The sequence below is a fragment of the Actinoplanes subglobosus genome (assembly GCF_042650585.1).
Lineage (GTDB): Bacteria > Actinomycetota > Actinomycetes > Mycobacteriales > Micromonosporaceae > Actinoplanes > Actinoplanes subglobosus.
On sequence record NZ_JBHSBL010000026.1, the window covers coordinates 155,837 to 181,080 of the forward strand.

Consider the following 25,244-nt stretch of genomic DNA (forward strand, 5'->3'; position numbering starts at 1 on the left):
GGCGCCCTCCGGACCGAGATCGCCGCTCCAACGGTTGATTGACTAATGAAAGGCCACTGGTGAGGCTCGATGGATGGCCCGACCGAGTGTGTTCTTCTCCTACGGCAACGGTGACGAGCGAGACCGCGGGACCGCTCACCGCCTCGCCGGCGGGCTGCGGTCCCTGGGCGCGGAGGTCTGGATCGCACCGGACAGCATCCCGGCCGGTGACGAGTGGCGGCCCGTTCTCATCCAGCAGGTCCTGGAGCGGTCCACCCACTTCGTGGTTCTCCTGTCCGCGAGTTCGGTGACGTCGGCCTGGGTGCGCCGGGAGATAGATCTGGCGGCCCGCCGGCATGCCGACGATCCGGAGTTCCGGGTGTTGCCGCTGCTGACAGGGCGTTTCGGTGACTATCCCGGCCGCGAGTTCCTCAACCGGTTCCAGCGAATTCCGTTCCACGACACGCCCGCCGCCCAGCTCGCCGAACTGGCCCGCGCAGTCGGCCTGGACGCCCTGACAGCGGCGGACACCGCGGAGCTGATCGCCGAGAAGACCGTGTCGTTCGTCGGCCGCGACAACGTGTTCGAGGCTATCGACGACTTCCTCGCCTCCGGGGACCGTGGCTACCTGACGATCGAAGGGGATCCCGGCGCAGGCAAGACGACCCTGCTCGCCGAGTACGTGCGACGTACCGGATATGTCGCGCACTTCAACATCCGTGGGCAGAGCCTCAACACGAGCCGGTATTTCGTCCATCGGCTCGGGAGCAATCTGGCCGCCCGTTACGGCATCGCCGGCGTAGCCGCCGGCACCGACGCCGACCGGCACGGTGAGATCCTCGGCCGGCTGCTCTCCGAAGCGCGGGCGAACGAGGCCGCCGACCGGCCTCTGGTGGTCGTGGTCGACGCGCTCGACGAGGTGAACACCGGCGGCGATCCGGAGGGAGCGAACGTACTCCTGTTGCCACGGCATCTGCCGGGTGGTGTCTATTTCATCCTCAGCAGCCGGCGGGCCGGTGTGCCGCTGCACACCGACGCACCGAACCGCGTGTTCGACCTGGGGCGCCACCACGGGCAGACGATGGCCGACGTCCGCGAGTATCTGCGCCGGCAGGGCAGCCGGGACCGGCTGCGTGGGTGGCTGGCGGACCATGGGATCCCGCTGCCGGACTTCGTCGACGTGCTTGCGGGCAAGAGCGACGGCAATTTCATGTATCTGCGTCACGTCCTGCCGGAACTCGCCGCCGGCGTCTACCAGGACCTCGACATCCGGCATTTGCCGCAGGGCCTGGAGCAGTACTACGACGATCACTGGCGTGCGATGGGCCGAGACGGGAACCTGCCGACCCGGCTCAAGGTGTGGGTCATCTACCTGCTCTGTGAGTTCGCCCGGCCGGTCTCCACCGGGGTGCTGGCGCGGATCCTGCGCGAGGTGGAACCGGGGGCCGACGCCATGTCGGTGCAACAGGTCCTCGATGAGTGGCGGCAGTTCCTGCACCGTGACGAGGAGCCCCGGGGTGCCCGGTTCAGCCTGTACCACGCCAGTTTCCGGGACTTCCTGCACCGTAAGGACACGATCCGCAGCGCGGGTCTGGTGTTGCGGGACGTCAACGCGGTCATCGCCGATGTCCTGTGGAAGCACGAGTACGGACGGAAGTGACCATGGACCTGACCGACGATCCCGCGATCCTCGACGAGCTCTCCGCGCTCGCAGACGGGCTGGCCGGCTACCTCAGCCAGGCGGATCAGGCCGACCGCCTGCTGCTGCTCTTCGCCGACGACCGGCGTCTCGCCCGACGATACGATCCGCGGACCGGCGGCTGGGACGACTATCACGAGGACCTTGAGGCTGCCTGGGACGTTCTCGACCGACGGCTGGCCACCAGCGAAGGCCTCGCCGACCCGGTGCCGAGCCTGATCCGGCTGGCCTTGGTACGCGCCACGCTGTCATCCGCGGAGGACGTTCCACCGGCCCTGGTGGCGGCAGCCGTCGGCACCGGCGCCTGGAGTGTGGACAGGACGCTGTCGACGATCGGGCGCCATCCGTCTCCGGACCACCGCGTACTGATGCTCGGTCACCTACTGCGGACCCTGGATCTCGACGAGGACACCACGCGGGCCGTCACCGCCCAGATGATCGAACTCTCCCGACTGCCCGGCGAGGACCTGCCGGCCGAGGCACTGCTGCGCAACCTGGACGTGTTGGACCCTGCGCACCGGATCACCGTGACCGATCGGATCGCCTCCGACGCCGAAGTCGTCACCTTCTCACTGAACGACGACCCGCGCACCGGCACCGCCGTGTCGCCGCTCGCCGTCGTCGAGGCGATCGAGAGGATCCCCGAGGCTCGCCGTCCGGTCCTGCTGGGCAAGGTGGCCGACGCTCTGTTGCGGAGTCTCGCACCGAGCCGCGAGCCTGACGCGGAGACGACGCCCTCCGGTGTGACGGCGGATGCCTGGCGGCCGCTGATGGAGGTGCAGCAGGACGACGCGTTCGACGTCCTGCTCGACCCGACGCGGCGGAGGGCCGAGGACACCGTCCTGCTGGGCCGGCTGGCCGTACACCTGCATGCCCATCCGGACCCGGATCGGCTCCTCGGCGAGGTCGCGGCCGTACTAACGGCGGTGACCGACGCGGCGCTCCGGGAGCAACTGGCGGCAGCCTTCCGTGCCGCGTTCCCCGGGTTCGGCCCTCTGCCGGAGCCCGCGGATGGTGTCGACGGCGATGATGACGCCGGGATCCGTTACCGGCGGCAGCTCATGCGCCAGATGCAGCGGTTCATGTCCGGCCGGGAGGAGGCCCGGCCGGGGAGCTTCCTCGACCCGAGTCTCGATGAGATGCAGTCGCGATGGTTGGCCACGGTATTGCCCTCGCTGACATCCCAGGAGGAGCGGGTACCGGAGATCCGGCCAGGCAGCGACGAGTCCCGTCAGCTGGTCTTCGACGAGCTGCAGCGGGTCGGTAGCCCGGTTTTCTACGCGATCATGGGTGTCCAGAGCGGGCTGCCCGACGACATGGTGATCCAGATGGTGCGCTCGGCCGCCGACCCGCGGGACCTCGGTGGCCAGCTTTTCATCGCTTCGACGGTGACCGACTCGGCTGAGGACGAGGTCCGCCGCCGGGCGATCGGCCTGGCCAAGGCGGGGCTGCTGATCGCGGCCATCGACCATCAGTTCCGCGGCGGGCCCATCACGGCCGCGTGGCGGGGTGCGGAGGCCGAATTCCTCATCGACGTCGACTGGGAGCCGGTGCTCTCGTTCGTGCTGGAGCTACCGGCCGAGAAGCAGCGTAACGCCCTGCACCGGATCTACGACGGCGGCGACCGGCCCGAGACTGCCGAAATACCACGCCTTGCCGCCTTGCGCCTGCTCATGCCACATCTAACGGAGGAGCGAATCGCGATGGCCTTCCGGAACGTCATGGACCTTCCGGACAAGGCCGTACGCCGGCTAGGCCTGGAACTGCTCGCACCACGGCTGGACGCAGGCCAGGCGGAGACCGCGACCCGGGCGGTGGGCTCCGAGACGGGCCGCCGCGAACAAGCGTGGGCGATGGAGGAACTGGTCCGCCGTCTCGACCCGGAGCAACCCGGGCTGCCGGACGTACGGCGGTGGATCCTCACTGTCGTCACCGCCATCCGCTCCGGCACCGACCTGGCCTTTTCGGCCACGGGCTTCGACACACCGACGGTGCCCGGTGCACGGCACCATCATCCGGCCGCGAGTTCGCTGCCCGTCGACGAGTTACTCCCCGCCATCCGCGAGATGGACGTCAACAACCAGGCCGACGCCCTGTACACGATCGCTCTGGTCACCAGAGGCGACCTTCCCGCCGCCCTGGTCGAGGAGGTGCTGCGGCTGCCAGGGGTCAACGCGAGCGGGAGGGAGAGCCCTCGGAGCCACCTCATCTCCGCGCTCGGCAGCCGTTTTCCGGACCAGTGCATGGCTGCGGTGTTCGACGCCGTGATGGAGTTGCCACACCGGATTCCGATCGGTGACGCGCAGGCCTGGGGCTGGAACTGGACGTACGAGTATCCCCGCGGCTCCGCGCTGCTCGCCCTGGCCGAACGGCTGCCCGACGACCTCGCCGAGGCGGCCCTCCCGGCGATCCGCGAGCTGCCGTGGATGGCCCGGGAGGAAGTCCTGCAACGGATGGCGCCGCGGGTCGGCGAACGGCTGGCGGCCGTGCTCTTCGACTACTCGTTCGAGATCCACGAGGAGTACCGGCGCCTTCCCGAGCCGACACGGATTCCGTGGGTTCTGGAAATGACCGTGGCCACCACACCGTTGGAGGTCTTCCTGATCGAGCGCCAGGTGCACCTGGCTGAGATGCTGTCGGCTCTGGCGCCCCGCCTCGACGCGGACCGGCTGGCCCGAGCAGTCCAGCAGGCACTCGACTTCGACAACGAGGGTCCCCGCGCATGGCTGCCCGCCCGGTTGCTGCCGTTGCTCGACGAGCATCACCGCGAACCCCTGCTGTCGTCGGGAGCCATCGCGGCGATGGAATTCACCGCCACCGACCCCAGCCGTCTCGATCTGCTGAGCGACCTGCTGCCCTACATGCAGACGGAGATCGCCCGGCGCCGCGCCGAACTGGACGCCTACCAGGAATCGCTACTACCCGGACGGCGCGGCCTGCTCGACCGGGAGGAGTTGGACGGCCTCGCCGTACCGGAAGCCACCGAGTACCTCCGGCTGCTCGGCGCCGATGTGCTGGCCGAACTTCAGGCGATGCCGTCGGACGGTGACGAGGACGCCCGGCGTTTGCTCATGCAGCGCATGCTGCTGTCGCCGCTGTACGCCGAACACATCCAGGGGCTTCTGACCAGGATCCTGATCTCGGCACCGTTGCCGGCCCGTGCCGCCGCTCTGGAGAACATGCGGCAGATCCTCGAACCCGACGCGCACGCCGAGGTGGTCGCGGCGACCCTGCGCCAGGCGCGGGAGGCCACCATCGAGGCCGCCGAACGGATCCAGTGCATTACGGCCCTACTGCCCTACCTCGACCAGGCTCAGCATGACGACCTGCTCACGGACGTCGCACGCCTGCCCGGGCCGAAGGCCGAGGACGACAGCACCACCCGTGCCGACTTCATCGCGGCGGTGCTCACCGACTTCGGAAAACCACTCGCCGAGGACCCGCGTTTCCCGGAGAACCGGCCCAGCGTGGCCGCCCGTGCCGTGATAGAGGACATGACACGCACACGGAGCGAGGTGCTGTTCCGGATCCGCGGGCCGCGGGTGCTGCTACTGGACCACCTTGCTCCACGTTTGTCCCCGGACGGACGGGCCCGGGCCGTCGAACTGGTCTCGTCGTTACCGGAACTCGAACGTGCGGATGGGCTGACCGTTCTGCTCCAGGTCTCCGAAGAACCGGACCGCGAACCGCTACGGGCCGCCCTGGCCGCGCTGACGTCGCCGTTCGCCAGGTTCTGGGCGTTGTTCACCGCCCAAGACGCCTGGAAGAACAGCGGCACCGAGCCGCTGACCGCCCTTGCCCGTCGCACGGCCGAGGACTTCCAGGAGCCCGACCAGATCGCCGTGTTCCTGCTCATGCTTGCCGGCTACGCCGCCGACGATCAGGACGGATGGGTACGGCATGCCATCGACCTGGCCGGGCAGTTGTCGGAGAGGCCGCGGCTGAGGTTGCTGGCGCTCGCGGCACGATTCGCGCTGCGCAACCCGGAGCTGGGCCGGGCGCTGCTGGACGAAATCTGCGCCCTGCCGACCTCGGAGTCGGTTTATCAGGGCTTCCTCATGGTGGCCAGGCTCGGCCTCGACCGTACGGAACTGGCCCCGGAGCATGCGCGTGTGCTTCATGCCGCGGTCTCCTCCCGGCTGCGTGCCGCCGCGGGACGGGGCCGGACCACGCTGCTGCGAACCGTTGCCGGAGAGGGTGCCGCCCTCGCCGCCCTGACCGGAGCGGACGGTGTCCTCGGTATGATCCGGTCCGTTCACGAAATCTGCGACGAGTGGAACTGGCAGACCGGCTGACGGCCTCTTCGACCATCGGCAGCACCGTACGCAACCCGACGAGGGTCTTAGGTAACCGCGTGGCCTTGCGTGAAAACGACTACGAGGTCACAGGCTCCGCGATCGTGTGCTCCCTGGCCCCGGGCGGAGCAGGCGCTGGCAGGCCGACGTCAGCGGGGTGGGCCGAGGTCAGCGGGGTGGGCGGGCCAGGGTGGAGACGCAACCGGCGGTTCCGGCGGCGCAGAACAGGGACAGGTAGAGGCTGGACGGTGCGGTCAGCAAGCCGGTCGCCTCCAGGACTCCTACGCCGGCGATCGCGGCCAGGAACCAGACCAGGGCGACCCTGGCCACGTGGCCGAGGGCCTCGCGGGCCGGGCCGGGGCGCCGGGGGCCGTGCTGGCCGGGGTGGATGCGCAGCGATTCGGCGAACTCGTCGGCGGCCAGGGCCAGCGATGCGGCGTCGATGGCGGTGCTCATCGCGCGGTCGAACTTCTTCAGCGCCGCCCGCGCTCCAGTGTGTCCGAAATCGATCGCCAGGGCGCGGCCTAGGGCCTCGCGGGCGCTCAGGGGGCGGCCGACGGCGAACAGCGCGAGCCCGAACGTCACGTGCAGGTCGGCGTCGTAGCGGGCCAAGTCGACGACGCAGCGCAGGCCTTCGGCGGCGTCGGTGGGCAGGCCGGCGGCGAGTTGCGCCTCGGCTAGCCGGTTGTGCAGGCGCGGGTTGCCGGGGTCCTCCCGGCAGGCGGCCGCGGCGGCCGCGATCGCCTCGGCGTGGTCGCCCAGCCGCGAGCGGGAACGGCTCAGCCAGAACAGCGACTCGGCGCCGTACGGGTCGAGGTGCCATGCCGCCTGGGCCGCGAGGAGGGCACCGGCCGGATCGTCGAGGTCGAGGCGGGCCCGGGCCATCCGGTGCCAGGCGCCGACGTTCTCCGGCTCCCGGCCGACGAAGGGCGCGAGCAGCCGTTCGGCATTGTGGGCGCGGCCGCGGGCGAGCAGGGCATCGGCCTCGGCGAGAAGGGGCTCGGTTCGCACGCCGCCTGAGATCGGCAGACGCCCGCCCCGGCTGTGACGGCCGCCTGGTGCACCTACGTTGCAAACCACCGCAACCCGGGCGCTCCCGCACGGCCCCTGCCGCGCTCCCGCGATCACCCTCGACACATTCCCTCAGCGGTACGGACGTCGCGTCCCCACCGGACATGACGCATCCACCCCGCCCACACGAACGGCAGAGCCCCGGATCCGGCCGCCGGCCCGGAATCGCGACGCGCCGGAGCGCCCGGACCCCTGTCGGGTCACCGATCCCGGACCCTTGTCGGGTCACCGATCGGCCCGACAGACGACGGTGGCGATCGCCTCAGCGAGCGGGCTCGTCGTCTTGGGCCGCATGCAGCCCGGCGGTCGCGCCGCGGTCCGGACCACGGACCCGGTCGCGGTGTAGGCCCGGGACGGGATCGATGCGTTCGTGGGGCGGGGTGGCCCGTACAAGAGCGGCGTTCTGCCCGGGAACGCACCGCCTCGCGCAAGCGCCCCTGCGGCGGCACGGAAAGGAAAGGCCGCGACCACAACCGACCGCCGGAGCGCCCGCGCGAGGCGGAGAGGGCCGCCACCGATCGCCGGGAGCGCCCCCGCGAGGCGGAGAGAAAGGCCGCGACCGCAACCCACCACCGGAGCGACCGCCGCGAGGCGGCGAGAAGGCCGCGAGCGACCGCCGCGAGGCGGAGAGGACGCCGCGACCGCGAGGTGGGCGCCCCGAGGCGGGGAAAGCCGTGAGGCGCCCGGAAAGCCGTGACGGACCGTTACTGTTGGCGGAGCTCGTCGCGGTAGGAGGTCACCGCGCCGATCATGCCCTGCAGGAACTTCTCGATGGTGTGGAGTTCGTCGGTGCCGAACCGGGCCATCACCTCGTCGGTGCGCGGCGCGAGCGGTGTGAAGAACGCCAGCGCCAGCGCCATGCCGGCCTCGGCGTATCGCAGGTGCACGACCCGGCGGTCGGCGCTCTCCCGGCTGCGGCGCAGGTGGCCGCCCCGCTCGAGTCTGTCGATCAAGGCGGTCGTCGCGCCGGACGTCAGGCCGATCGCCTCACCGAGGCGGCCCGGGGTGAGCGGGTCGCCGCGGCGCTCGGCGTGCATGACGGCGAGCAGCGCGTGCATGTCGGTGGCGTGCAGGCGGTGCTGGTGCGCGAAGGCGTGCCCGATGTGCTGTGCCTCACTGCTGTATGTGTTCAGCAGGTCGACCAATTCGCTGCGTAACCGCATTCGTTCGGCGGTCTCGGTTCCCTCCACGGCGGTAAGTGTTGCAGATCGGCCCCGCATGGTGAACAATCTCGATTGTAAAGATTCTCAGTCTTGAAGAAGATGCTCTCAGTCTTGACACGCCTTAGGGGGCACCAGCAATGAGAAGGGCATGGGCGACGCTCCTCCTGGCCCTGCTGCTCGGCGGACTCGTCTTCGGGTTCGCCGGGTCCACCGTGACCGACAATGATCCGACTTCCTCGCTGCCGTCCTCGGCCGAGTCGACGCGGGTCGCCGAGTTGCAGAAGCAGTTGCCGTCCGGCCGGACCAATCCGGCGCTGATCGTGGTGGCCAAGGGCGGGGAGGCACTCACCGACGCCGACCTGGTCACGGTCACCGGGCTGGGCCAGCCGATCCTGTCCGAGGACCGCAAGGCCGCCATCGTCAGCGTGTCGCTACCGGCCACCGGTGACGCGACCGCGACCAGCGACGCCGTCGCCGAGCTGCGGGCGAAGGTCCGGGACGGCCTGCCGGCCGGGGTGACCGCGCAGGTCACCGGCGGTGCCGGCTTCGGCGCCGACCTGTCCAACAGCTTCAGCGGCGCCAACACCAAGCTGCTGGTCGTCACGGTGATCGTGGTGACGGTCCTGCTGCTGGTGACCTACCGCAGCCCGATCCTGTGGATCGTCCCGCTGTTCGTGGTCGGGTTCGCCGACCAGCTCGCGGCCAAGGTCATCGCGATCCTGTCGCAGCACACCGACCTGGCGATCAACGGTTCCACCGCCGGCATCGTCACGGTGCTGGTGTTCGGTGCCGGCACCGACTACGCGCTGCTGCTGATCTCCCGCTACCGGGAGGAGCTGCACCGCTACGAGAACCGGTTCGAGGCGATGGGCAAGGCGCTGCGCGGAGCCGGCCCGGCGATCGCGGCCAGCGCCGGCACCGTCATCCTGGCGCTGCTGACCCTGCTGCTGGCCAGCCTCAGGAGCAACACGGCGCTCGGCGTCTCGGCGGCCGCCGGTGTCGCGATCGCCGCCGTGTTCGCGCTGGCCGTGCTGCCGGCCGCGCTGGTGATCTGCGGCCGCAAGCTGTTCTGGCCGTTCATCCCGAAGGTCGGCGAGTCCGGCCCGGAGGACGGCAAGGGCTTCTGGGCCAAGGTCGGCCGGGGCGTGGTGCGCCGCCCGGTCACCGTCACCGCCGCGTCGATGGTGGTCCTCGGGCTGCTCGCCCTCGGCGGCCTGGGCACCAAGGTCGGCCTGTCGCAGACCGAGCAGTTCCGGGTCGAGGCCGAGTCGGTGCAGGGCCTCGAGACGCTCAGCAGGTACTTCCCTGCGGGTGCGGCCGGGCCGGCGGTGATCCTGACCGAGCCGGCCAAGGCCGAGCAGGTGCTCGCCACGGTGTCGGCGACCGAGGGTGTCGCCCAGGCCCGGGTCGCCGAGCAGACCGCTACCCAGGTCAGCATCAGCGCCGTCCTGGAGGCCGCCCCGGACACCGCGGAGGCGTTCGACGCCATCCGGTCGCTGCGCGACCGCCTCGACGGCGAGGCCCTGGTCGGGGGTACGGTCGCGACCGCCCTGGACACCCGCGACGCGGCCCGGCACGACCTGATGGTGATCGTCCCGGTGATCCTGGCGGTGGTGTTCCTGGTCCTGGTCGCGCTGCTGCGGGCCCTGGTCGCGCCGATTCTGCTGATGGTGACGGTGGTGGTCAGTTTCGCGGCGTCGCTGGGCGCCGGGTCGTGGCTGTTCCGGAATGTGCTCGACTACCCGGCCCTGGACAACTCGGTGCCGCTGTTCTCGTTCCTGTTCCTGGTCGCGCTCGGTGTCGACTACAACATCTTCCTGGTCACCCGTGCCAAGGAGGAGGCGGCGACGCGGGGCACCAGGGACGGCATGGTGCACGCCCTGGCCGTCACCGGCGCCGTGATCACCAGCGCCGGCATCCTCCTCGCGGCCGTGTTCGCGGTTCTCGGTGTGCTGCCGGTGGTGACGCTCACCCAGATCGGGATCATCGTCGGCATCGGGGTGCTGCTGGACACGCTGCTGGTGCGTACCGTGCTGGTCCCGGCCCTGGCCACGCTCACCGGTGACCGGTTCTGGTGGCCGGGCCGTCCGCAGGCCGTGACCGGCGACGACGCCGCCGCGGAGCCGTCCGGGCGGGCCCGGACCGACTGGGACGAGATGAACCGGGCGAAGATCGCCGAGAACGCCGGGGACCACCACCGGTAGGGACCTTCCTCTCCGCCAGAGAAAAGACGCCGGGTGATCCCACGGGATCGCCCGGCGTCACTCGTACCTCTGTCCTGTTGTCCTATCGGCTCTATAGGATGCCTAGGCATGAACGAGCGTGTATATGACGAGCGCAGGCTCCGTGACTTCCGCGCCGGGCGGGCACGCGGTTTCTCCCGGCGCGAACTGCTTGCCCTGACCGCCGCGGCGGGGGCGGGGGCCCTGCTCCCCGGGTCGCCGGCGGCCGCGGCCTCCCCCATCGTCAAGCCGTTGCCGGCCGATCTGTTCCGGGCGCTGGGCACCAACGCCGAGACGAAGTGGTCCGCCCTGAAGGACCAGGGGTACTACGTACCGGTGGATCGGTTCTTCGTGCGCAACCACACGGTGACGCCGGCGATCGACGCCGCCACGTGGAGCCTGGAGATCTCCGGCAGCGGCACCCGGACGGCGCATTTCGGCCTCGACGACCTCAAGCGGCTGCCGTCGGTGACCGCGCCGGTCGCCATCGAGTGCGCGGGGAACGGCCGCAGCTACTACACCTCGCAGCAGGGCCAGACGGTGTCGGGCACCGCGTGGACCCTGGGCGCGATCGGCGTCGGCAGATGGACGGGCGTGCGGCTCTCCACCGTGCTGCGCCGGGCCGGCATCTCCCGCGACGCCGTCGACGTCCAGCCGGTCGGCCTCGATCCGAACTTCGTCAGTGGCGGCGTCGACCTCGGGCCGGTCCGCCGGCCGTTCCCGGTCGGCAAGGCGTTCGACGACGTGATCCTGGCCTACGAGCTCAACGGCGAGCCGCTCCCGCCGGACCACGGCTTCCCGGTCCGGGTCGTCGTCCCGCACTGGATCGGCATCTCCTCGATCAAGTGGGTCGGACGGATCGAGGTGTCCGCCGAGCCGCTCTTCTCGCCGTGGAACACGCAGTTCTACCGGCTGTTCGGCCCGGACTTCCCGGCCGAGGGCGAGCCGTTCGACCGGCAGTCGATCAAGAGCGCCTTCGAGCTCGACTCCGGTACGACCTTCCCGGCCGGCGTGCGGACGCGGCTGACCGGCCGGTCGTGGTCGGCCGACGGCCCGATCCGCGAGGTGAAGGTGAGCACCGACGGAGGCACGACGTGGCGGCGGGCCCGGCCGTACGGCGCGACGCCGGGCGGGGTGTGGCAGCGCTGGGAGTACGACTGGACGCCGGCGGCCGGCGAGCACGTGCTGCTGGCGCGGGCCACCGATGTGTGCGGCAACACCCAGCCGGACGTGGCCCGGTTCAACACGCTGGGTTACCTCTTCGATGCGGCGGTGCGGGTTCCGGTGACCGCGGTGGGATAGTGTGCCGCCCATGCCGTCGAGAAAGGCCACGTCCAGCGACGTCGCGGCGGCGGCGGGCGTGTCCCGGTCGGCGGTGTCCTTCGCGTTCAACAACCCGCAGCGGATCTCGGCGGCGACCAGGGAGCGGATCCTGGCCGCCGCCGAGACGCTCGGCTACGCGCCGAGCACCCTGGGCCGGATGCTGCAGGCCGGCACCACCAACTCGATCGGCGTGCTGCTGCCGCAGCGGCTGGCCCGGATCCTGGAGAACCCGTACTACTCCCGGTTCCTGATGGGTGCGGGGCAGGTGTGCGACCAGGAGGGTTACACGCTCCTGCTGACACCGCCGCTGCGGGATTCGGTGCTCAAGGCGATTCCGTACGCCGCGGTCGACGGCTTCATCGTGTGCGGCCTGGAGGCGGACCGCGGTGAGGTGGCCGAGCTGACCCGGCGGGGCATCCCGTTCGTGCTGATCGACAGCGACCGGCTGGAGGGCGCGCCGAGTGTCGAGGTCGACGACCGGGGCGGAGCCCGCGAGGTCACCCGCTATCTGCTCGACCTCGGGCACCGGCGGCTGGCGGTGCTGTCGATGGACCCGGGGCCGGACGCGCCGGCGCGCGGGTACCGGGGGCCGCTGGCACGGCGGATGGCGGGGATCGCCGATGCACTCGCCGAGTTCGGCCTTTCCATGTCTGATGTCCGGCTGGCCGAAGTTCCGGTGTCCCGCGGCGAGGGCTACCGCGCCACCCGCGCCCTGATGACGGGCGAGAACCCGCCGACCGCGATCCTGGCGCTGTCCGACATCCTCGCCTACGGGGCCGTGGATGCCCTGCAAGAACTTGCAATCGAGGTGCCCAAAACCGTGTCCGTGACCGGTTTTGATGACCTTGCGGAGTCCTCCTGGTTCCGTCCGCGGCTGACCACCGTGCGGCAGCCGATCGTGACCAAGGGGCGGATGGCCGCCGACTTCCTGATCTCGGCAATCAGGGGTGAGGCGCAGCACCCGCACCAGACCTTGGGGACCTCGCTGATCGTCCGGGAATCCACCGCGAAAGCCGCATAACCACCCTCTGCAAGAACTTGCTGCAAGAAAGCAGCGCCCGAGCTATGTAACACGTGTTAGTAAGCTGCTAGCGTTCGTCGCCATGACGGATCAACTGATCGCACCGCCCACCGTGGAGGCGCCCCCCGCATCGTGGTGGCGCAACGCGGTCATCTACCAGATCTACCCGCGCAGCTTCGCCGACTCCAACGGCGACGGCATCGGCGACCTGCCCGGCATTCAGAGCCGGCTGCCGTATCTGCGGGACCTGGGTGTGGACGCGGTGTGGCTCTCCCCCTTCTACGCCTCGCCCCAGGCGGACGCGGGATACGACGTCTCCGACTACCGCACTGTCGACCCGATCTTCGGCACCGTCGCCGACGCCGAGAAACTGATCTCCGGCGCGCACGCCCTCGGCTTGCGGGTGATCGTCGACCTCGTCCCCAACCACTCCTCCGACCAGCACGAATGGTTCAAGCGGGCGATCGCCGAGGGTCCCGGCTCCCCGTTCCGCGAGCGCTACCACTTCCGCCCCGGCCAGGGCGAGAACGGTGAGCTGCCGCCCAACGACTGGCCGTCGATCTTCGGCGGGCCGGCCTGGACCCGCGCCGAGGACGGCGAGTGGTATCTGCACCTGTTCGCCCCGGAGCAGCCCGACTTCAACTGGGAGCACGCGGCCGTCCGCGACGAGTTCAAGACCATCCTGCGGTTCTGGCTCGACCTGGGCGTCGACGGCTTCCGCGTCGACGTGGCGCACGGCATGGTCAAGGAGCAGGGTCTGCCGGACATCGGCGACACCGGCGAGTGGCATCTGCTGGGCGCCGGCGAGAGCCCGTTCTTCGACCGGGACGGCGTGCACGAGATCTACCGGGACTGGCGCAGGATCCTCGACGAGTACCCCGGTGAGCGGATCGCCGTCGCCGAGGCGTGGGCGCCGACGCTGGCCCGGGTCGCCAACTACGTCCGCGGTGACGAGCTGCACCAGGCGTTCAACTTCAGCTACCTCGGCACCGCGTGGAACGTGCACGAGCAGCACGAGATGATCGACGAGTCGCTGGCCGCGATGCGCGAGGTCGGCGCCCCGACCACGTGGACGCTGTCGAACCACGACGTGGTCCGGCACACCACCCGCCTGATGCAGAAGATCGACGGCGAGGCCGCCGGCCGCAAGCCCGCCGAGGTCGACGACGAGGCCGGTCTGCGCCGGGGCCGCGCCGCGTCCGCGCTGATGCTGGCGCTGCCCGGTTCGGCCTACGTCTACCAGGGCGAGGAGCTCGGCCTGCCCGAGGTCATCGACCTGCCGCCGGAGGCCCGCCAGGATCCGGCCTTCCACCGGGCGGCCGGTCAGGACGGCTACCGCGACGGCTGCCGGGTCCCGATCCCGTGGAGCGGCGCCGAGGCACCCTACGGTTTCGGCCCGGACGGTGGCGACAGCTGGCTCCCCCAGCCCGCGTCGTGGGCGCGGCTCAGCGTCGCCGCCCAGGACGGTGTGGCCGGCTCGACGCTGGAGCTGTACCGCTCGGCCCTGGCGATCCGCCGCGACAACCCGGCGATGGCCCCGACCGACAACCTCGGCTGGGTCCAGGCCCCGGCCGGCGTTCTCGCCTTCGAGCGCGAGGTCACCGGCGCCCCGGTGTTCCGGTGCACGGTCAACATGGGCACCGAGCCGGTCGCGATCGGCCGTCCCGGCGAGATCCTGCTGGCCAGCGGCCCGCTCGACGGCACCGCCGACAACGTGATCCTGCCGCCGGACACGACCGTCTGGTGGTCGATCACCCGCTGAGACATCCGGCCATCCCCCGGACGGTGGGGGATGGCCGGACCAGGGCGTGACGCGCACGGGGACGTGTCACGCCCGATCACCGGGCCCGGGGACGGCCCGCCGGGGACTCGTCGCGGCGCTCGGTGGCAGGGGAGTTGCAAGTCTCATAGTGGCCGGGGGTGGGCCGAATGGCAGCCCGTGACTGCAGAGCGCGCCGAAGAGCTGTTGTACGACAGTGACCGCACCCGGGTCAGCCGCATCCGGCTGGCGGACGGCACGTGGGTCGTCCGTAAACAGCCACTCGGGCCCGGAGCGGCCGAACGGTTGCGCAACGAGATGGCAGTGCTGCGGCGCCTGGAGTCCGTTCCCGGGACGCCGGCCCTGGTCACGGGCGGGAGCACTACTCTCGATCTCGTGGATGCGGAGTCCCGTACCCTTGCCGATCTTGCATCGCCCTGGGTGAGCGACGCCCTCCTGGACCTCGGGCTGGGCCTGGCCGAGGTTCTCGCCGGGATCCACCGGCGCGGTGTCGTGCACCGGGATGTCAGCCCGGCGAACGTGCTCGTCGACCGGGCGAACCGGCCTACCCTGATCGACTTCGAGCTGGCCTCGCTGCCCGGGTCGACCGGCGGTGACGGCCTGGTCGGGACCCTGCCCTATCTGGCGCCGGAGCAGACCGGCCGCACCGGCCGCCCGGTGGATCACCGCAGCGATCTGTACTCGCTGGGCGCCACCCTCTACGAGCTGGCGACCGGGCAGCCGCCGTTCGGCCGGGACCGCGATCCGCTCGGCCTCGTCCACGATCACCTGGCGAAGGTGCCGGTCCCCGCCTCGGAGGTGAATCCTCAGGTCCCGGCATTGCTGTCGGACATCATCCAGCGGCTGCTGAGCAAGGAACCGGACCAGCGCTACCAGAGCGGCGAGGGCCTCGCCCACGATCTGACGCAGCTGCGCGCGGGCCGGTTGACGGTGCTCGGCGAGCGTGACTTCCCGATGCGGCTCTCCCCGCCGGCCCGGCTGATCGGGCGGGAGGCACCGCTCGCCGCACTGCGGGCCCTGCTCTCCGAGGTGAGCGACCGCAGCGCGCTCGCGCTGATCACCGGCCCACCCGGGGTCGGCAAGACCGCCCTGGTGGACCGGCTGCGCCCGGAGATCGCGGCGGCCGGTGGCCGGTTCGTGGCCGGCAAGTTCGACCAGTTCCACCACGACGCCGGTGGCGGCGCGGTCCGGGAGGCGTTCGACCGGCTCGGTGACCAGCTGCTCGCCGAGCCGGAGGACGTCGTCGCCGGCCTGCGGTCCCGGCTGCGGGCGGCGCTGGGAGCCGACGCCGGGCTGATCGCGGCGTCGATGCCGTCGTTCCAGGCGCTGCTGGACGTGGCGCCGGAACCCAGCGACGATCCGCGTTCCTTCCTGGCCCGGCTGCGCAGGGCCGGGCTGATCCTGCTGCGCACGGTGGCCGACGGCGCCCCGCTGGTGTTCTTCCTCGACGACCTGCAGTGGGCGACCGGTGCCGCGTTCAGCTTCCTCGACGACGTGCTGGACAGCCCGGACGTGCCGGGGCTGCTGGTGCTGGGCGCCTACCGCGAGGAGGAGGTGGACGAGGCGCATCCGCTGACCGCGGTGCTGGCCCGTCTGCACCGGGAACGCGGCGACGCCGGTGAGGTGCGCCTGGACAACCTGAGTGTCCGCGACCTGGGTGTGCTGATCGCCGAGATGCTGCGGCTGCCGGAGGCGGAACGGCTGGCGGAGGTGCTCGCCGACCGTACCCGGGGCAATCCGTTCGACACCGTCGAGCTGCTGAACGCGCTGCGCCGGGAGGGTGTGCTGGTGCCGGACGGCGGCGGCTGGCGCTGGGACGCGGCGGCGGTCCGCGACTTCGCCGGTCACGGCGACGTGGTGGCGCTGCTCACCGCCCGGATCGATGCCCTGCCGGCGGACACCCGCGGGGCGATCGACATGATGGCGTGCCTGGGCGGCGAGGTGCCGCTCGATCTGCTCGGCGCGCCGCTGACCGCGGCCGTCGCCGACGGGCTGGTCGTCGTCGACGCGACGGCGGCCCGGTTCCGGCACGACCTGGTGCAGCAGGCCGCGTACGGCCGGTTGACCGGCGGCGAGCTGGCCCGGATCAGCCTGTCGCTGGCCCGGCGGCTGGCGCCGGCCCCGGAGGCGGCGCCGCTCTATCTGGCCGCGGCGGACGTGCTGCTGGTTCCGGGCGCGGCCGAGCCGGGTGAGCGCCGGGCCGCCGCGGCACTGCTGCGCCGGGCCGCCGCGACGGCCCGGCTGGTCGCCAACCATGCGACGAGCGAGGCCCATCTGGCGGTCGCGCTGCGTCTTCTCGACGAGACCGACGAGGGGTACGCCGAGACCCGAGCCGCCTGGCACGCGGCGCTGTGCGGGCTGGGCCGTTTCGACGACGCCGACCGGGTCTTCGCCGATCTGGCCGCGGCCGGGCACGACCCGGTGTGGCTGGCCGGCCCGGTGGCCGAGCAGCTCGGCACCCTGACCAACCGCCGGATGCTCGCCGAGGCCCTGGAACTGGGCCTGGGCACGCTGACCGCGCTCGGCATCGACGTGCCGGACGGCCCGGCCGAGATGGGTCCGCGCATCGGCGCCGGGATGGCCACGTTCTACGGCTGGCTGATGTCCACCGGCGGCGGCACCGACCGTCCCGAGATCACCGACCCCCGGGTGCTGGCGGCCGCCCACGTCATCAACCGGCTGTCCCCGGCCGCGTTCTTCGCCGACCGGATGACGATGGCGTGGCTGGTGGCGCAGGCCGGCGAACTGTGGGCGGGGCACGGCGTGTGCGCGGCGCTGACCGGAACGCTCGGCAACATCGGTGTCGTGACGATCGCCGGCTCGGGTGATCACGCGGCCGCGTACCAGGCAGCGTCGCACGTGCTGGCGACCGGGTTGAAACACGGCTACGAGCCGGAGACGTCGCAGGTCAAGTTCCTGCACGCGCTGGCGACGATGCCGTGGTTCGAGCCGCTGGAGAACGCCGTCCGGATGGCCCACGAGGCCCGCGACGGCCTGCTGCGCGGCGGCGACCTGCGCAACGCGTTCTACACCTACTACACGTCGGTGCCGCAGATGCTGGACTGTTCGCCGGATCTGGAGCCGTTCAGCCGGGAGGCGCGGGCGGCCGAGGCGTTCGGTGAACGGATCGGCGCCGGCCACGACACGGCCATGTTCACCACCGCGGAGATGCTGGTGGGGGCGCTCCAGGGCACCGGCGAGTTCAACGAATCCTTCCTGGACACGCTGGACGGCAACGACGCGGCGGCGGCGTTCTTCAGCGCGATGCGGGCGCTGCTGGCGGCGATCTCCGGTGACGACGAGGCGCTGGTCCGGTCGAGTGCGGCGGCGCTGCGGCTGATCCCGTCGGTGCCCGGCGTCTATCTGAACGCTCCGGTGCACCTGCTCGCCGTCCTGGCCGCGGCGGTGACCGCCCGCACGTCGGAGGGCGCCGACCGGGACGAGGCCCTGGCCGGGCTCGACCGCAGCCGGGACTTCCTGGCCGAGCGCGCCGCCGGCCAGCCGGGCAACTTCCGGCATCTGCACCGGCTCGCCGAGGCCACCCGGGCCGCCGCGCACGGCGACTTCGCGGCCGCGGCCGTCGCCTACGACGAGGCGATCTCGGATGCCGAGACCGCCGGCCGGTCCTGGCACACGCCGCTGATCACCGAGCTGGCGGCCCGGTTCTACCTGGACAACGGCCTGGAGCACGTCGGTGCACGGCTGCTGGCCGAGGCGCTGACCGGGTACGCCCGGTGGGGAGCGGCCGCGAAGGTGCACGCCATGAAGCGGGCCTACCCGGCGCTCGGCTCGGCCCTCGGCTCCCCCGCCGCGGCCCGGCCGGCCACCATCGGCGGCGCGCACAGCATCAACCTGTCGACCGAGGTCATCGACCTGATGGCGGTGCTGGAGGCGGCCCGGGCGCTGAGCTCGGAGACCAGTGTGGACCGGCTTCGGGTGCGGGTGCAGCAGGTGCTCGGCGCGATGACCGGCGCGACCGCGGTGCACGTGGTGCTGCGCGACGACCGGGACAACCGCTGGGTGCTGCCCGGTGACGGCGACCGGCCGGCCCTCGGCGCCGAGGAGGCCGCGGAGCGGGGCCTGGTGCCACTGACCGCGATCCGGTACGCCGAACGCACCCGCGAGCCGATGCTGGTCGACGACGTGTCGCTGGACGACCGGGTCGGGCGCGATCCGTATCTGGCCGGACTGGAGCACTGCTCGCTGCTGGTGGTGCCGGTGATCGGGCACGGGCAGCCGCGTGCCGTCCTGATCCTGGAGAACCGGCTCAGCCGGCGGGCGTTCTCGGCCGGGCGGCTGGACGCGGTCCTGCTGATCGCCGGCCAGCTCACCGTCTCGCTGGAGAACGCGCAGGTCTACGCCTCGCTGGAGCAGGCGGTCGCGGAGCGTACCGAGGAACTGGCCGAGGCCAACCACCGCCTGGAACTGCTCACCGTCACCGACCCGCTGACCGGGCTGCCGAACCGGCGCAAGCTGACCGGGTTCCTCCAGGAGACGTGGATGCGCTCGCTGCGGTCCGGGGAGCCGGTCGGCGTCGCCATGATCGACATCGACAATTTCAAGAAGTACAACGACCACTACGGCCATCAGGGCGGCGACGAGTGCCTGCGCCTGGTCGCCGAGGCGCTGCGCACCAGTGTCCGCAACACCGATCTGGTGGCCCGGTACGGCGGTGAGGAGTTCTGCATCGTCATGCCGGGAGCGTCGGCGGAGAATGCGTACATCGTGGCCGAACGTGCCTGCCGTGCGGTGTCGCGTCTCGCCGAGCCGCACGCGCTGGCTCACAACGGCATCGTCACCGTCAGCGTCGGCGTCACCTCCGGCACCCCGCTGACCAACGGCGACCCCGAGCAGCTGCAGAAACTCGCCGACGAGGCGCTCTACGACGCCAAGCGCGCGGGTCGTGACCGGGTGGTCGCCGGATGATGGGCGGCCTGCGGCGGACCCGGCGCTGGGTGATCGGCGCGATGGTCGGGTCGCTGGCGCTGCTGTCCGGGTACTCGCTGGTGGACAGTCAGCGGCACGCCGGCATCGTCGAGGACATCCTCCGCGACGGTGACCGGGTCGCCGCCTACCAGCAGGCCGCCTACCTGTCGGCGCACGAGATGTCGCTGATCCAGGCGACCGCCGACAACCCGTCGGGACCGGAGCGCAGGCGTGTGCTGGACGTCGACGACCAGGCGTACCGGGCCACCCTGGAGATCGTCTCGGCGGCGCCGGACAGCGGCGACGCGGCCGAGGCCGGCACGATCGCCCAGCGGCAGATCAACCTGCGGCAGGACATCATCTGGTTCCTGACGATGCTCGACCGCGGTGAGACGGTGAAGGCCGTCGTCGCCCTGGACGAGGTCATCGAGCCCAGTCACCAGCGCAACACCGACCGGCTGCTCCAGTTGCGGGACCGCTACCAGCAGCGGTACGACCTCAATCAGGCGACCGCCCGGCAGGACTCGCACCGGCTGCTGTGGGGCAGCATCGTCACGTTCGCGCTGAGCCTGCTGGTGCTGGCCCTGTTCGGCTGGCACACTCGGGCCCACCGGCGGCAGGTCGAGTCGATGGCCGCCACCGACCTGCTCACCGGGCTGCCCAACCGGGCGGCGTTCACCGCGCAGCTGCACCGGACGCTGAACGCGGCACGGCCGGCCCGTACCGCTCCGGGTGTCACCGTGCTGACCGTCAACATCAACGGGTTCCGGCACGTCAACGACCAGCTCGGCCCGCACATCGGTGACCGGCTGCTCGCCGAGGCCGGATGGCGGCTGTCGGCGGTGGTCCGTGACACCGACATGGTGGCCCGGACCGGCGGCGACGAGTTCGCGATCCTGTTGCAGGACCTGGACCCGAACCGGGCCGACTGTGTCGCGGCCCGGCTGCGGGAGAAGTTCGACGAGCCCTTCCACCTCGACGACATCACCGTCGACCTGGAGATCAGCATCGGGGCGGCGACCGCCGCGGCCGACGACGACGTCAGCACCCTGCTCGGTCACGCCGACAGCGCCATGCACGACGCCAAGGAGCAGCACGACAGTTTCCGCCGGTTCAGCGGCAACACCGCGCAGGACAGCGCCGACCGGTTGACGCTCCTCGGTGACCTGCGGCGCGGTCTCACCGACGCGTCCCAGTTCACCCTGCACTACCAGCCGAAGATCGCCCTGTCGGACGGGTCGCTGGCCGGTGTGGAGGCGCTCGCCCGCTGGCACCACCCGACCCGCGGGCCGGTGCCGCCCGGCCAGTTCGTGCCGGTCCTGGAGACGACAAGCCTGATCCACCCGTTCACCGAACGGGTCCTCACCATCGCCCTGGAGCAGGCCCGCGCCTGGCTCGACGCGGGTCACCGGGTGCCGGTGGCGGTGAACGTCTCGACCCGCAGCCTGCTCGACGAGACGTTCCCCGGCCGGCTCGCGGCGCTGCTGGAGTCGACCGGGGTGCCCGGTGAGCTGCTGTGCATCGAGATCACCGAGCACACTGTGCTCTCCGACCCGACGACCACGATCGACGCGCTGCGGTGCATCCGTGCCCTGGGCGTCAAGACGTCCATCGACGACTTCGGCACCGGTTACTCATCGCTGACGTACCTCAAGCTGCTGCCCGTCGACGAACTCAAGATCGACCGCTCGTTCGTCGCCGACATGGTCGCCGACTCGTCCAGTCACGCCCTCGTCGCCTCCGCCGTCGACCTGGCCCACAACCTGAACCTGACCGTCGTCGCCGAGGGCGTCGAGGACGTCCCGACAGCCGCCGCCCTCGTCGGGCTCGGCTGTGACACCGCGCAGGGATACCACTTCGCCCGGCCGGTGCCGGCCGCCGACCTGGAGTCCCGTTTCTTCCGGCGGCAACCCGCCTAGGCGTTACGGCTTGCGGGCGACCGCGCCGTACTCGTCGACCTCGCGCAGGTCCTCGCCGGCGGCGTCCGGGGCCGGGCGCCACCGTGAGCACGGGACCAGGCCCGGCTCGAGGACCTCGAGGCCGTCGAGGAAGCGGGCGATCTCGTCGGGGTGGCGCAGGTGGTAGCTGAGGGGCGCGTTCGCGTTCCACACGCCGATCGCCTCCTCGAACGCCGGGCCGTCGATCACGTTGGTGCCGTCGGCGGTGAGGAAGTAGCTGCCCGACGGCAGGGCCGCCATCAGCTCCCGGACGATCGCGATCGCCTGGTCGATGTCGGGCACGTGGCCGAGGATGTTCATCAGGATGAGGCCGACCGGCTGCTCCAGGTCGAGGGTCGCGCTCGCGGCCTCGAGGATCTTCGCCGGCTCGTGCAGGTTGGCGTCGACGTAGTCGGTGCGGCCCTCGGGCGTGCTGGTCAGCAGCGCCCGCGCGTGCACCAGGACGAGCGGGTCGTTGTCGACGTAGACGATCTTCGTTTCGGCGGCCGCGGCCTGCGCCACCTGGTGGGTGTTCTCCGCGGTCGGCATGCCCGTGCCGATGTCGAGGAACTGCCGGATGCCGGCCTCTTTCACCAGAAAGGTGACAGCCCGCTTCAGGAACGCCCGGGAGTGGCGGGCCACGACGGTGATGTCCGGGTAGAGGCCGGCGAAGTCGTCGCCCACCGCCCGGTCGACCGGAAAGTTGTCCTTGCCGCCCAGCCAGTAGTTCCACACCCGTGCCGAGTGCGGCACGGAGGTGTCGAGTTTGGCGGCGGCGTCACTGTCGGTCATGGTCACGGCTCCCGTCGGCGGCCTTCGCGGTTGGCTTCGCGGTTGGCGCAGAGCATACGCCGCCGATCTCGATGGTCCACACCGGACGGTCGATCACCGGCCCGGTCGCGAGATGCCCGCCCGGAACGCCTCATCCCGGCCACCCGGCGGCCGATCCTAGCGGCGCCCCACCCCCCTATCTTCCGAGGTCATCCGAATGTCCGTTCTGTCTCGCCCGGCGATCCTGCTCGCGTCCGCCACGGTCGCCGCGTCCCTGCTCGTCGCGCCGTCGGCCGCGTTCGCCGCCGACACCACCACCGATCTGACCACGGCCGGGATGAAGGCGGCGGTGGCCGCGGTGGAGGTCGCCACCGAGACCGCCGCCGCACAGGGCTGGACCTCGGACCTCGATCTGAGCGTCGACCTGGGCGGCACGACCGCGTCGGGCTGGCAGACGACCACCACGGACACCGAGCACGGTCTGCTGTCGGCCGCGTTCGCCGTCGACGGGCAGGGCGAGTCGAAGGTCTTCCTGGCCGAGGGCAGCGGCACCTACGCGTCGGCCGGTGACGACAGCCGGACCAGGGCGGCGCTGAAGATGATGGGCCGCTCGTCGGTGGGATTCGTGTTCACCGCGGACGCCGAGCTGACCCTGGAGCACGACGGCCCGACACCGCTGCAGCTGGTGGCCTCGTCGATCAGCGCCGGCACGAAGACGGTGCACGACGACGGCTCGACCGACCTGGTGTTCACCGACTCGACGATGGGCACGGTGACGTTGCACGCCGACGCCTCGTCGGTGCTGCGGTCCGCGACGACCGCACTCAAGGAGGAGGACATGTCGTTGTCGACCTCGGTCGACTACGGCTACGGCCCGCAGACGGTCACCCTGCCGGCGGCCGGCGAGACGATCGACTCCGCGACGATGACCAAGGGGATCGCCTACCTCGACATGGCCGGGCTGGTGCGCAACGCGGCGGTGAGCGGCGCGGCCGACACACGACGGGCGTTCAAGGGCGCCAAGGTGAAGGTGGCGACGCTGCGCAAGCTGGTCCGGAACGACGCGGCGGAGACCAACTACCTCAACGGCGGCATCGAGGTGGTCAAGGTCAAGAACGTGACCTCCGGCGTACGGGTCTGGGCCACCAACCCGTGGACCAAGAAGACGGTCGCCTACACGGTGAAGGCCTCCGGTAAGAAGGTGCTCGTCAAGAAGGTGTGAACCGGGCCGCGGACGGTGCGGCCCGGTTCGATGGGTGAATCAGTCCGGTGGGCGGGTCAGACGGTCACGCGGTCGCGGATGGCGTGGCCGACCTCGGCGCGCAGCGCGGCGAACTCGGGCAGGCCCCGGAGTTCGTCGGCGGCGATGCCGGTGCGCGGCAGGTCGATCCTCAGGTCGAGCGCGACCGTGCCGGGCCGGGGCGTGAGCACCACGACGCGGCTGCCGAGGAACACCGCCTCGTCGACGCTGTGCGTGACGAAGACGCTGGTCCGCCCGGTCGAGGCGCTGACCTGCCGCAGGTCGTCCTGGAGTTTCTCGCGGGTGAGCGCGTCCAGGGCGGCGAACGGTTCGTCGAGCAGCAGCAGGGGGTTGTCCACGGCGAGGGCCCGGGCGATGGCGACCCGCTGCTGCTGTCCGCCGGAGATCTGCCAGACGCGGCGCTGGGCCACGTCGTGCAGGCCGACCCGGGCCAGCAATTCGTCGACCTTGGCCGGGGTGACGGTCTGGCCGGCGTATTTGAGGGCGAGGGCGACGTTGCCGCCGACGGTCTTCCAGGGGAACAGCCGCGGCTGCTGGAAGACCAGTCCGGCGCCGCGGCCCGGGACCGGTGGCTGTCCGGCGGTGCGCACGGTCCCGGCGGTGGGCTGTTCGAAGCCGGCGATCAGTCGCAGCAGGGTGCTCTTGCCGCAGCCGGACGCGCCGACCAGGACGAGGAACTCGCCCTGCGGCACGGTCAGGTCGATCGGCCCGAGGGCGGTCACGTCACCGTAGGAGTGCGTGACCGCCTCGACCGTGATGGCGTCGGCCTCAGCTGAGGACACCGGGCAGCCCCTTGACGTAGATCGCCTTCTGCACGTCGGCCAGCGCCGGCACGGCGTCGATCTTCTGCTGGGACTTGAGGAACTCGGCCGCGCTGACCAGGTTGTCGGCGAGCTTGCCGGGCGCGCCCTCGGTGCCGAGCCACTCCGGCGACGACAGGTCGGCCGGCTTGAGGAAGACGCCCTGCGACAGCTGGGCCTTGGCGTCGTCGGCGGAGAGGTTGAGCTCGGCGCCGACGGCCTTGCCCGCGGCGTCCGGGTCGGTGGCGATGACGGTCAGGGCCTGGGCCTCGGCCTTGCGCCACGCGTCGACGGCCTCCGGATGGGCGGTGGCGAAGGCGGTGGAGACGACGCCGAGGTCGAGGGTGGGCTTGCCACCGGCGGCCAGTTCCCGGCTGGTGATCAGGACCTTGCCGGTCTTCTTCAGCTCGTCCAGCGACGGCAGCCAGCTGTAGGCGGCGTCGATGTCGCCCCGGGTCCAGGCGGCGAGGATGTCCTGCGGCTCCAGGTCCACGATGGTCAGGTCGGACTCCTTGAGTCCGGCCTTCTCCAGGGCGGCCAGCAGGCTGTAGTGGGCGGTCGAGGCGAACGGGGTGGCGACCTTCTTCCCGCGCAGCGAGGCGACGTCGGTGACACCGGACTCGTTGCGGGCGACCAGGGCCTCGTTGTCGCCGGCCACGTCGAGGACGAAGGCGACCTGGTAGGGGATGTTGAGCGGGGCGGACAGGCCGCGGGCCACCGGGCTGGAGCCGATCGCCGCGATGTCGAGGCTGCCGGCGACGAAGGCGGTGTTGATGCTGGCGCCGGAGTCGAACTTGGTCCAGGTGATCTTGTAGTCGGGCAGCGCCTTCTCCAGCAGGCCCTGGTTCTTGACGATCAGGTCACCGGACGGGAACGCCTGGTAGGCGATCCGGATCGACTTCTCCTCCGGGTTCGCGCCACCGCTGGCGGCGCCGTTGCCGCAGGCGGCGAGGAACGCGACGGACAAAAGGGCGACGAGCTTCTTCAACTTCGATT

At 71.2% G+C, this 25,244-nt stretch carries 14 protein-coding genes; 9 read left to right on the top strand and 5 right to left on the bottom strand.

Annotation, left to right across the window (positions count from 1 at the left end):
• Positions 1-73 precede the first annotated feature (73 nt).
• Positions 74-1,639, top strand: a complete 1,566-nt coding sequence (locus ACFO0C_RS39040; RefSeq protein WP_378071835.1) for a TIR domain-containing protein — start codon at positions 74-76, stop codon at positions 1,637-1,639.
• Between the two features lie 2 nt (positions 1,640-1,641).
• Positions 1,642-5,973, top strand: coding sequence for a hypothetical protein (locus tag ACFO0C_RS39045; protein ID WP_378071836.1), 4,332 nt, complete (start codon positions 1,642-1,644; stop codon positions 5,971-5,973).
• Between the two features lie 168 nt (positions 5,974-6,141).
• Here the strand turns inward: ACFO0C_RS39045 and ACFO0C_RS39050 are convergent, their stop codons facing one another.
• Positions 6,142-6,984 (bottom strand): tetratricopeptide repeat protein, encoded by an 843-nt coding sequence (locus ACFO0C_RS39050; RefSeq protein ID WP_378071837.1) that lies wholly within the window; start codon positions 6,982-6,984, stop codon positions 6,142-6,144.
• Between the two features lie 764 nt (positions 6,985-7,748).
• A complete protein-coding gene (locus tag ACFO0C_RS39055; RefSeq protein ID WP_378071838.1) occupies positions 7,749-8,264 on the bottom strand; it encodes a MarR family winged helix-turn-helix transcriptional regulator in 516 nt (171 codons plus the stop codon).
• A gap of 80 nt (positions 8,265-8,344) precedes the next feature.
• On the opposite strand from ACFO0C_RS39055, the gene ACFO0C_RS39060 reads away from it, so the two are divergent.
• The 6 genes from ACFO0C_RS39060 (at position 8,345) to ACFO0C_RS39085 (ending at position 21,398) form a co-directional block, all read left to right on the top strand.
• Positions 8,345-10,411, top strand: coding sequence for an MMPL family transporter (locus ACFO0C_RS39060; protein WP_378071839.1), 2,067 nt, complete (start codon positions 8,345-8,347; stop codon positions 10,409-10,411).
• Between the two features lie 108 nt (positions 10,412-10,519).
• Positions 10,520-11,731, top strand: coding sequence for a sulfite oxidase (locus tag ACFO0C_RS39065; RefSeq protein ID WP_378071840.1), 1,212 nt, complete (start codon positions 10,520-10,522; stop codon positions 11,729-11,731).
• A 10-nt stretch (positions 11,732-11,741) separates the two neighbouring features.
• Complete coding sequence (locus ACFO0C_RS39070) at positions 11,742-12,773, top strand: LacI family DNA-binding transcriptional regulator (RefSeq protein ID WP_378071841.1); 1,032 nt, start codon at positions 11,742-11,744, stop codon at positions 12,771-12,773.
• 82 nt (positions 12,774-12,855) lie between these two features.
• Complete coding sequence (locus ACFO0C_RS39075) at positions 12,856-14,535, top strand: glycoside hydrolase family 13 protein (RefSeq protein WP_378071842.1); 1,680 nt, start codon at positions 12,856-12,858, stop codon at positions 14,533-14,535.
• A gap of 177 nt (positions 14,536-14,712) precedes the next feature.
• A complete protein-coding gene (locus tag ACFO0C_RS39080) occupies positions 14,713-19,479 on the top strand; it encodes a diguanylate cyclase domain-containing protein (protein ID WP_378071843.1) in 4,767 nt (1,588 codons plus the stop codon).
• Positions 19,476-21,398, top strand: coding sequence for a putative bifunctional diguanylate cyclase/phosphodiesterase (locus ACFO0C_RS39085; RefSeq protein WP_378071844.1), 1,923 nt, complete (start codon positions 19,476-19,478; stop codon positions 21,396-21,398). Before ACFO0C_RS39080 ends, ACFO0C_RS39085 begins: the two co-directional genes overlap by 4 nt.
• A gap of 3 nt (positions 21,399-21,401) precedes the next feature.
• Here the strand turns inward: ACFO0C_RS39085 and ACFO0C_RS39090 are convergent, their stop codons facing one another.
• Positions 21,402-22,208, bottom strand: a complete 807-nt coding sequence (locus ACFO0C_RS39090) for an SAM-dependent methyltransferase (RefSeq protein WP_378071845.1) — start codon at positions 22,206-22,208, stop codon at positions 21,402-21,404.
• Between the two features lie 196 nt (positions 22,209-22,404).
• On the opposite strand from ACFO0C_RS39090, the gene ACFO0C_RS39095 reads away from it, so the two are divergent.
• A complete protein-coding gene (locus ACFO0C_RS39095; protein WP_378071846.1) occupies positions 22,405-23,409 on the top strand; it encodes a hypothetical protein in 1,005 nt (334 codons plus the stop codon).
• A gap of 56 nt (positions 23,410-23,465) precedes the next feature.
• Here the strand turns inward: ACFO0C_RS39095 and ACFO0C_RS39100 are convergent, their stop codons facing one another.
• Positions 23,466-24,230, bottom strand: coding sequence for an ABC transporter ATP-binding protein (locus ACFO0C_RS39100; RefSeq protein WP_378071847.1), 765 nt, complete (start codon positions 24,228-24,230; stop codon positions 23,466-23,468).
• Positions 24,217-25,236: a taurine ABC transporter substrate-binding protein gene (locus ACFO0C_RS39105; protein ID WP_378071848.1), complete on the bottom strand. Its 1,020-nt coding sequence runs from the start codon at positions 25,234-25,236 to the stop codon at positions 24,217-24,219. The genes ACFO0C_RS39100 and ACFO0C_RS39105 overlap by 14 nt, the downstream gene beginning before the upstream one ends.
• Positions 25,237-25,244: the final 8 nt, after the last annotated feature.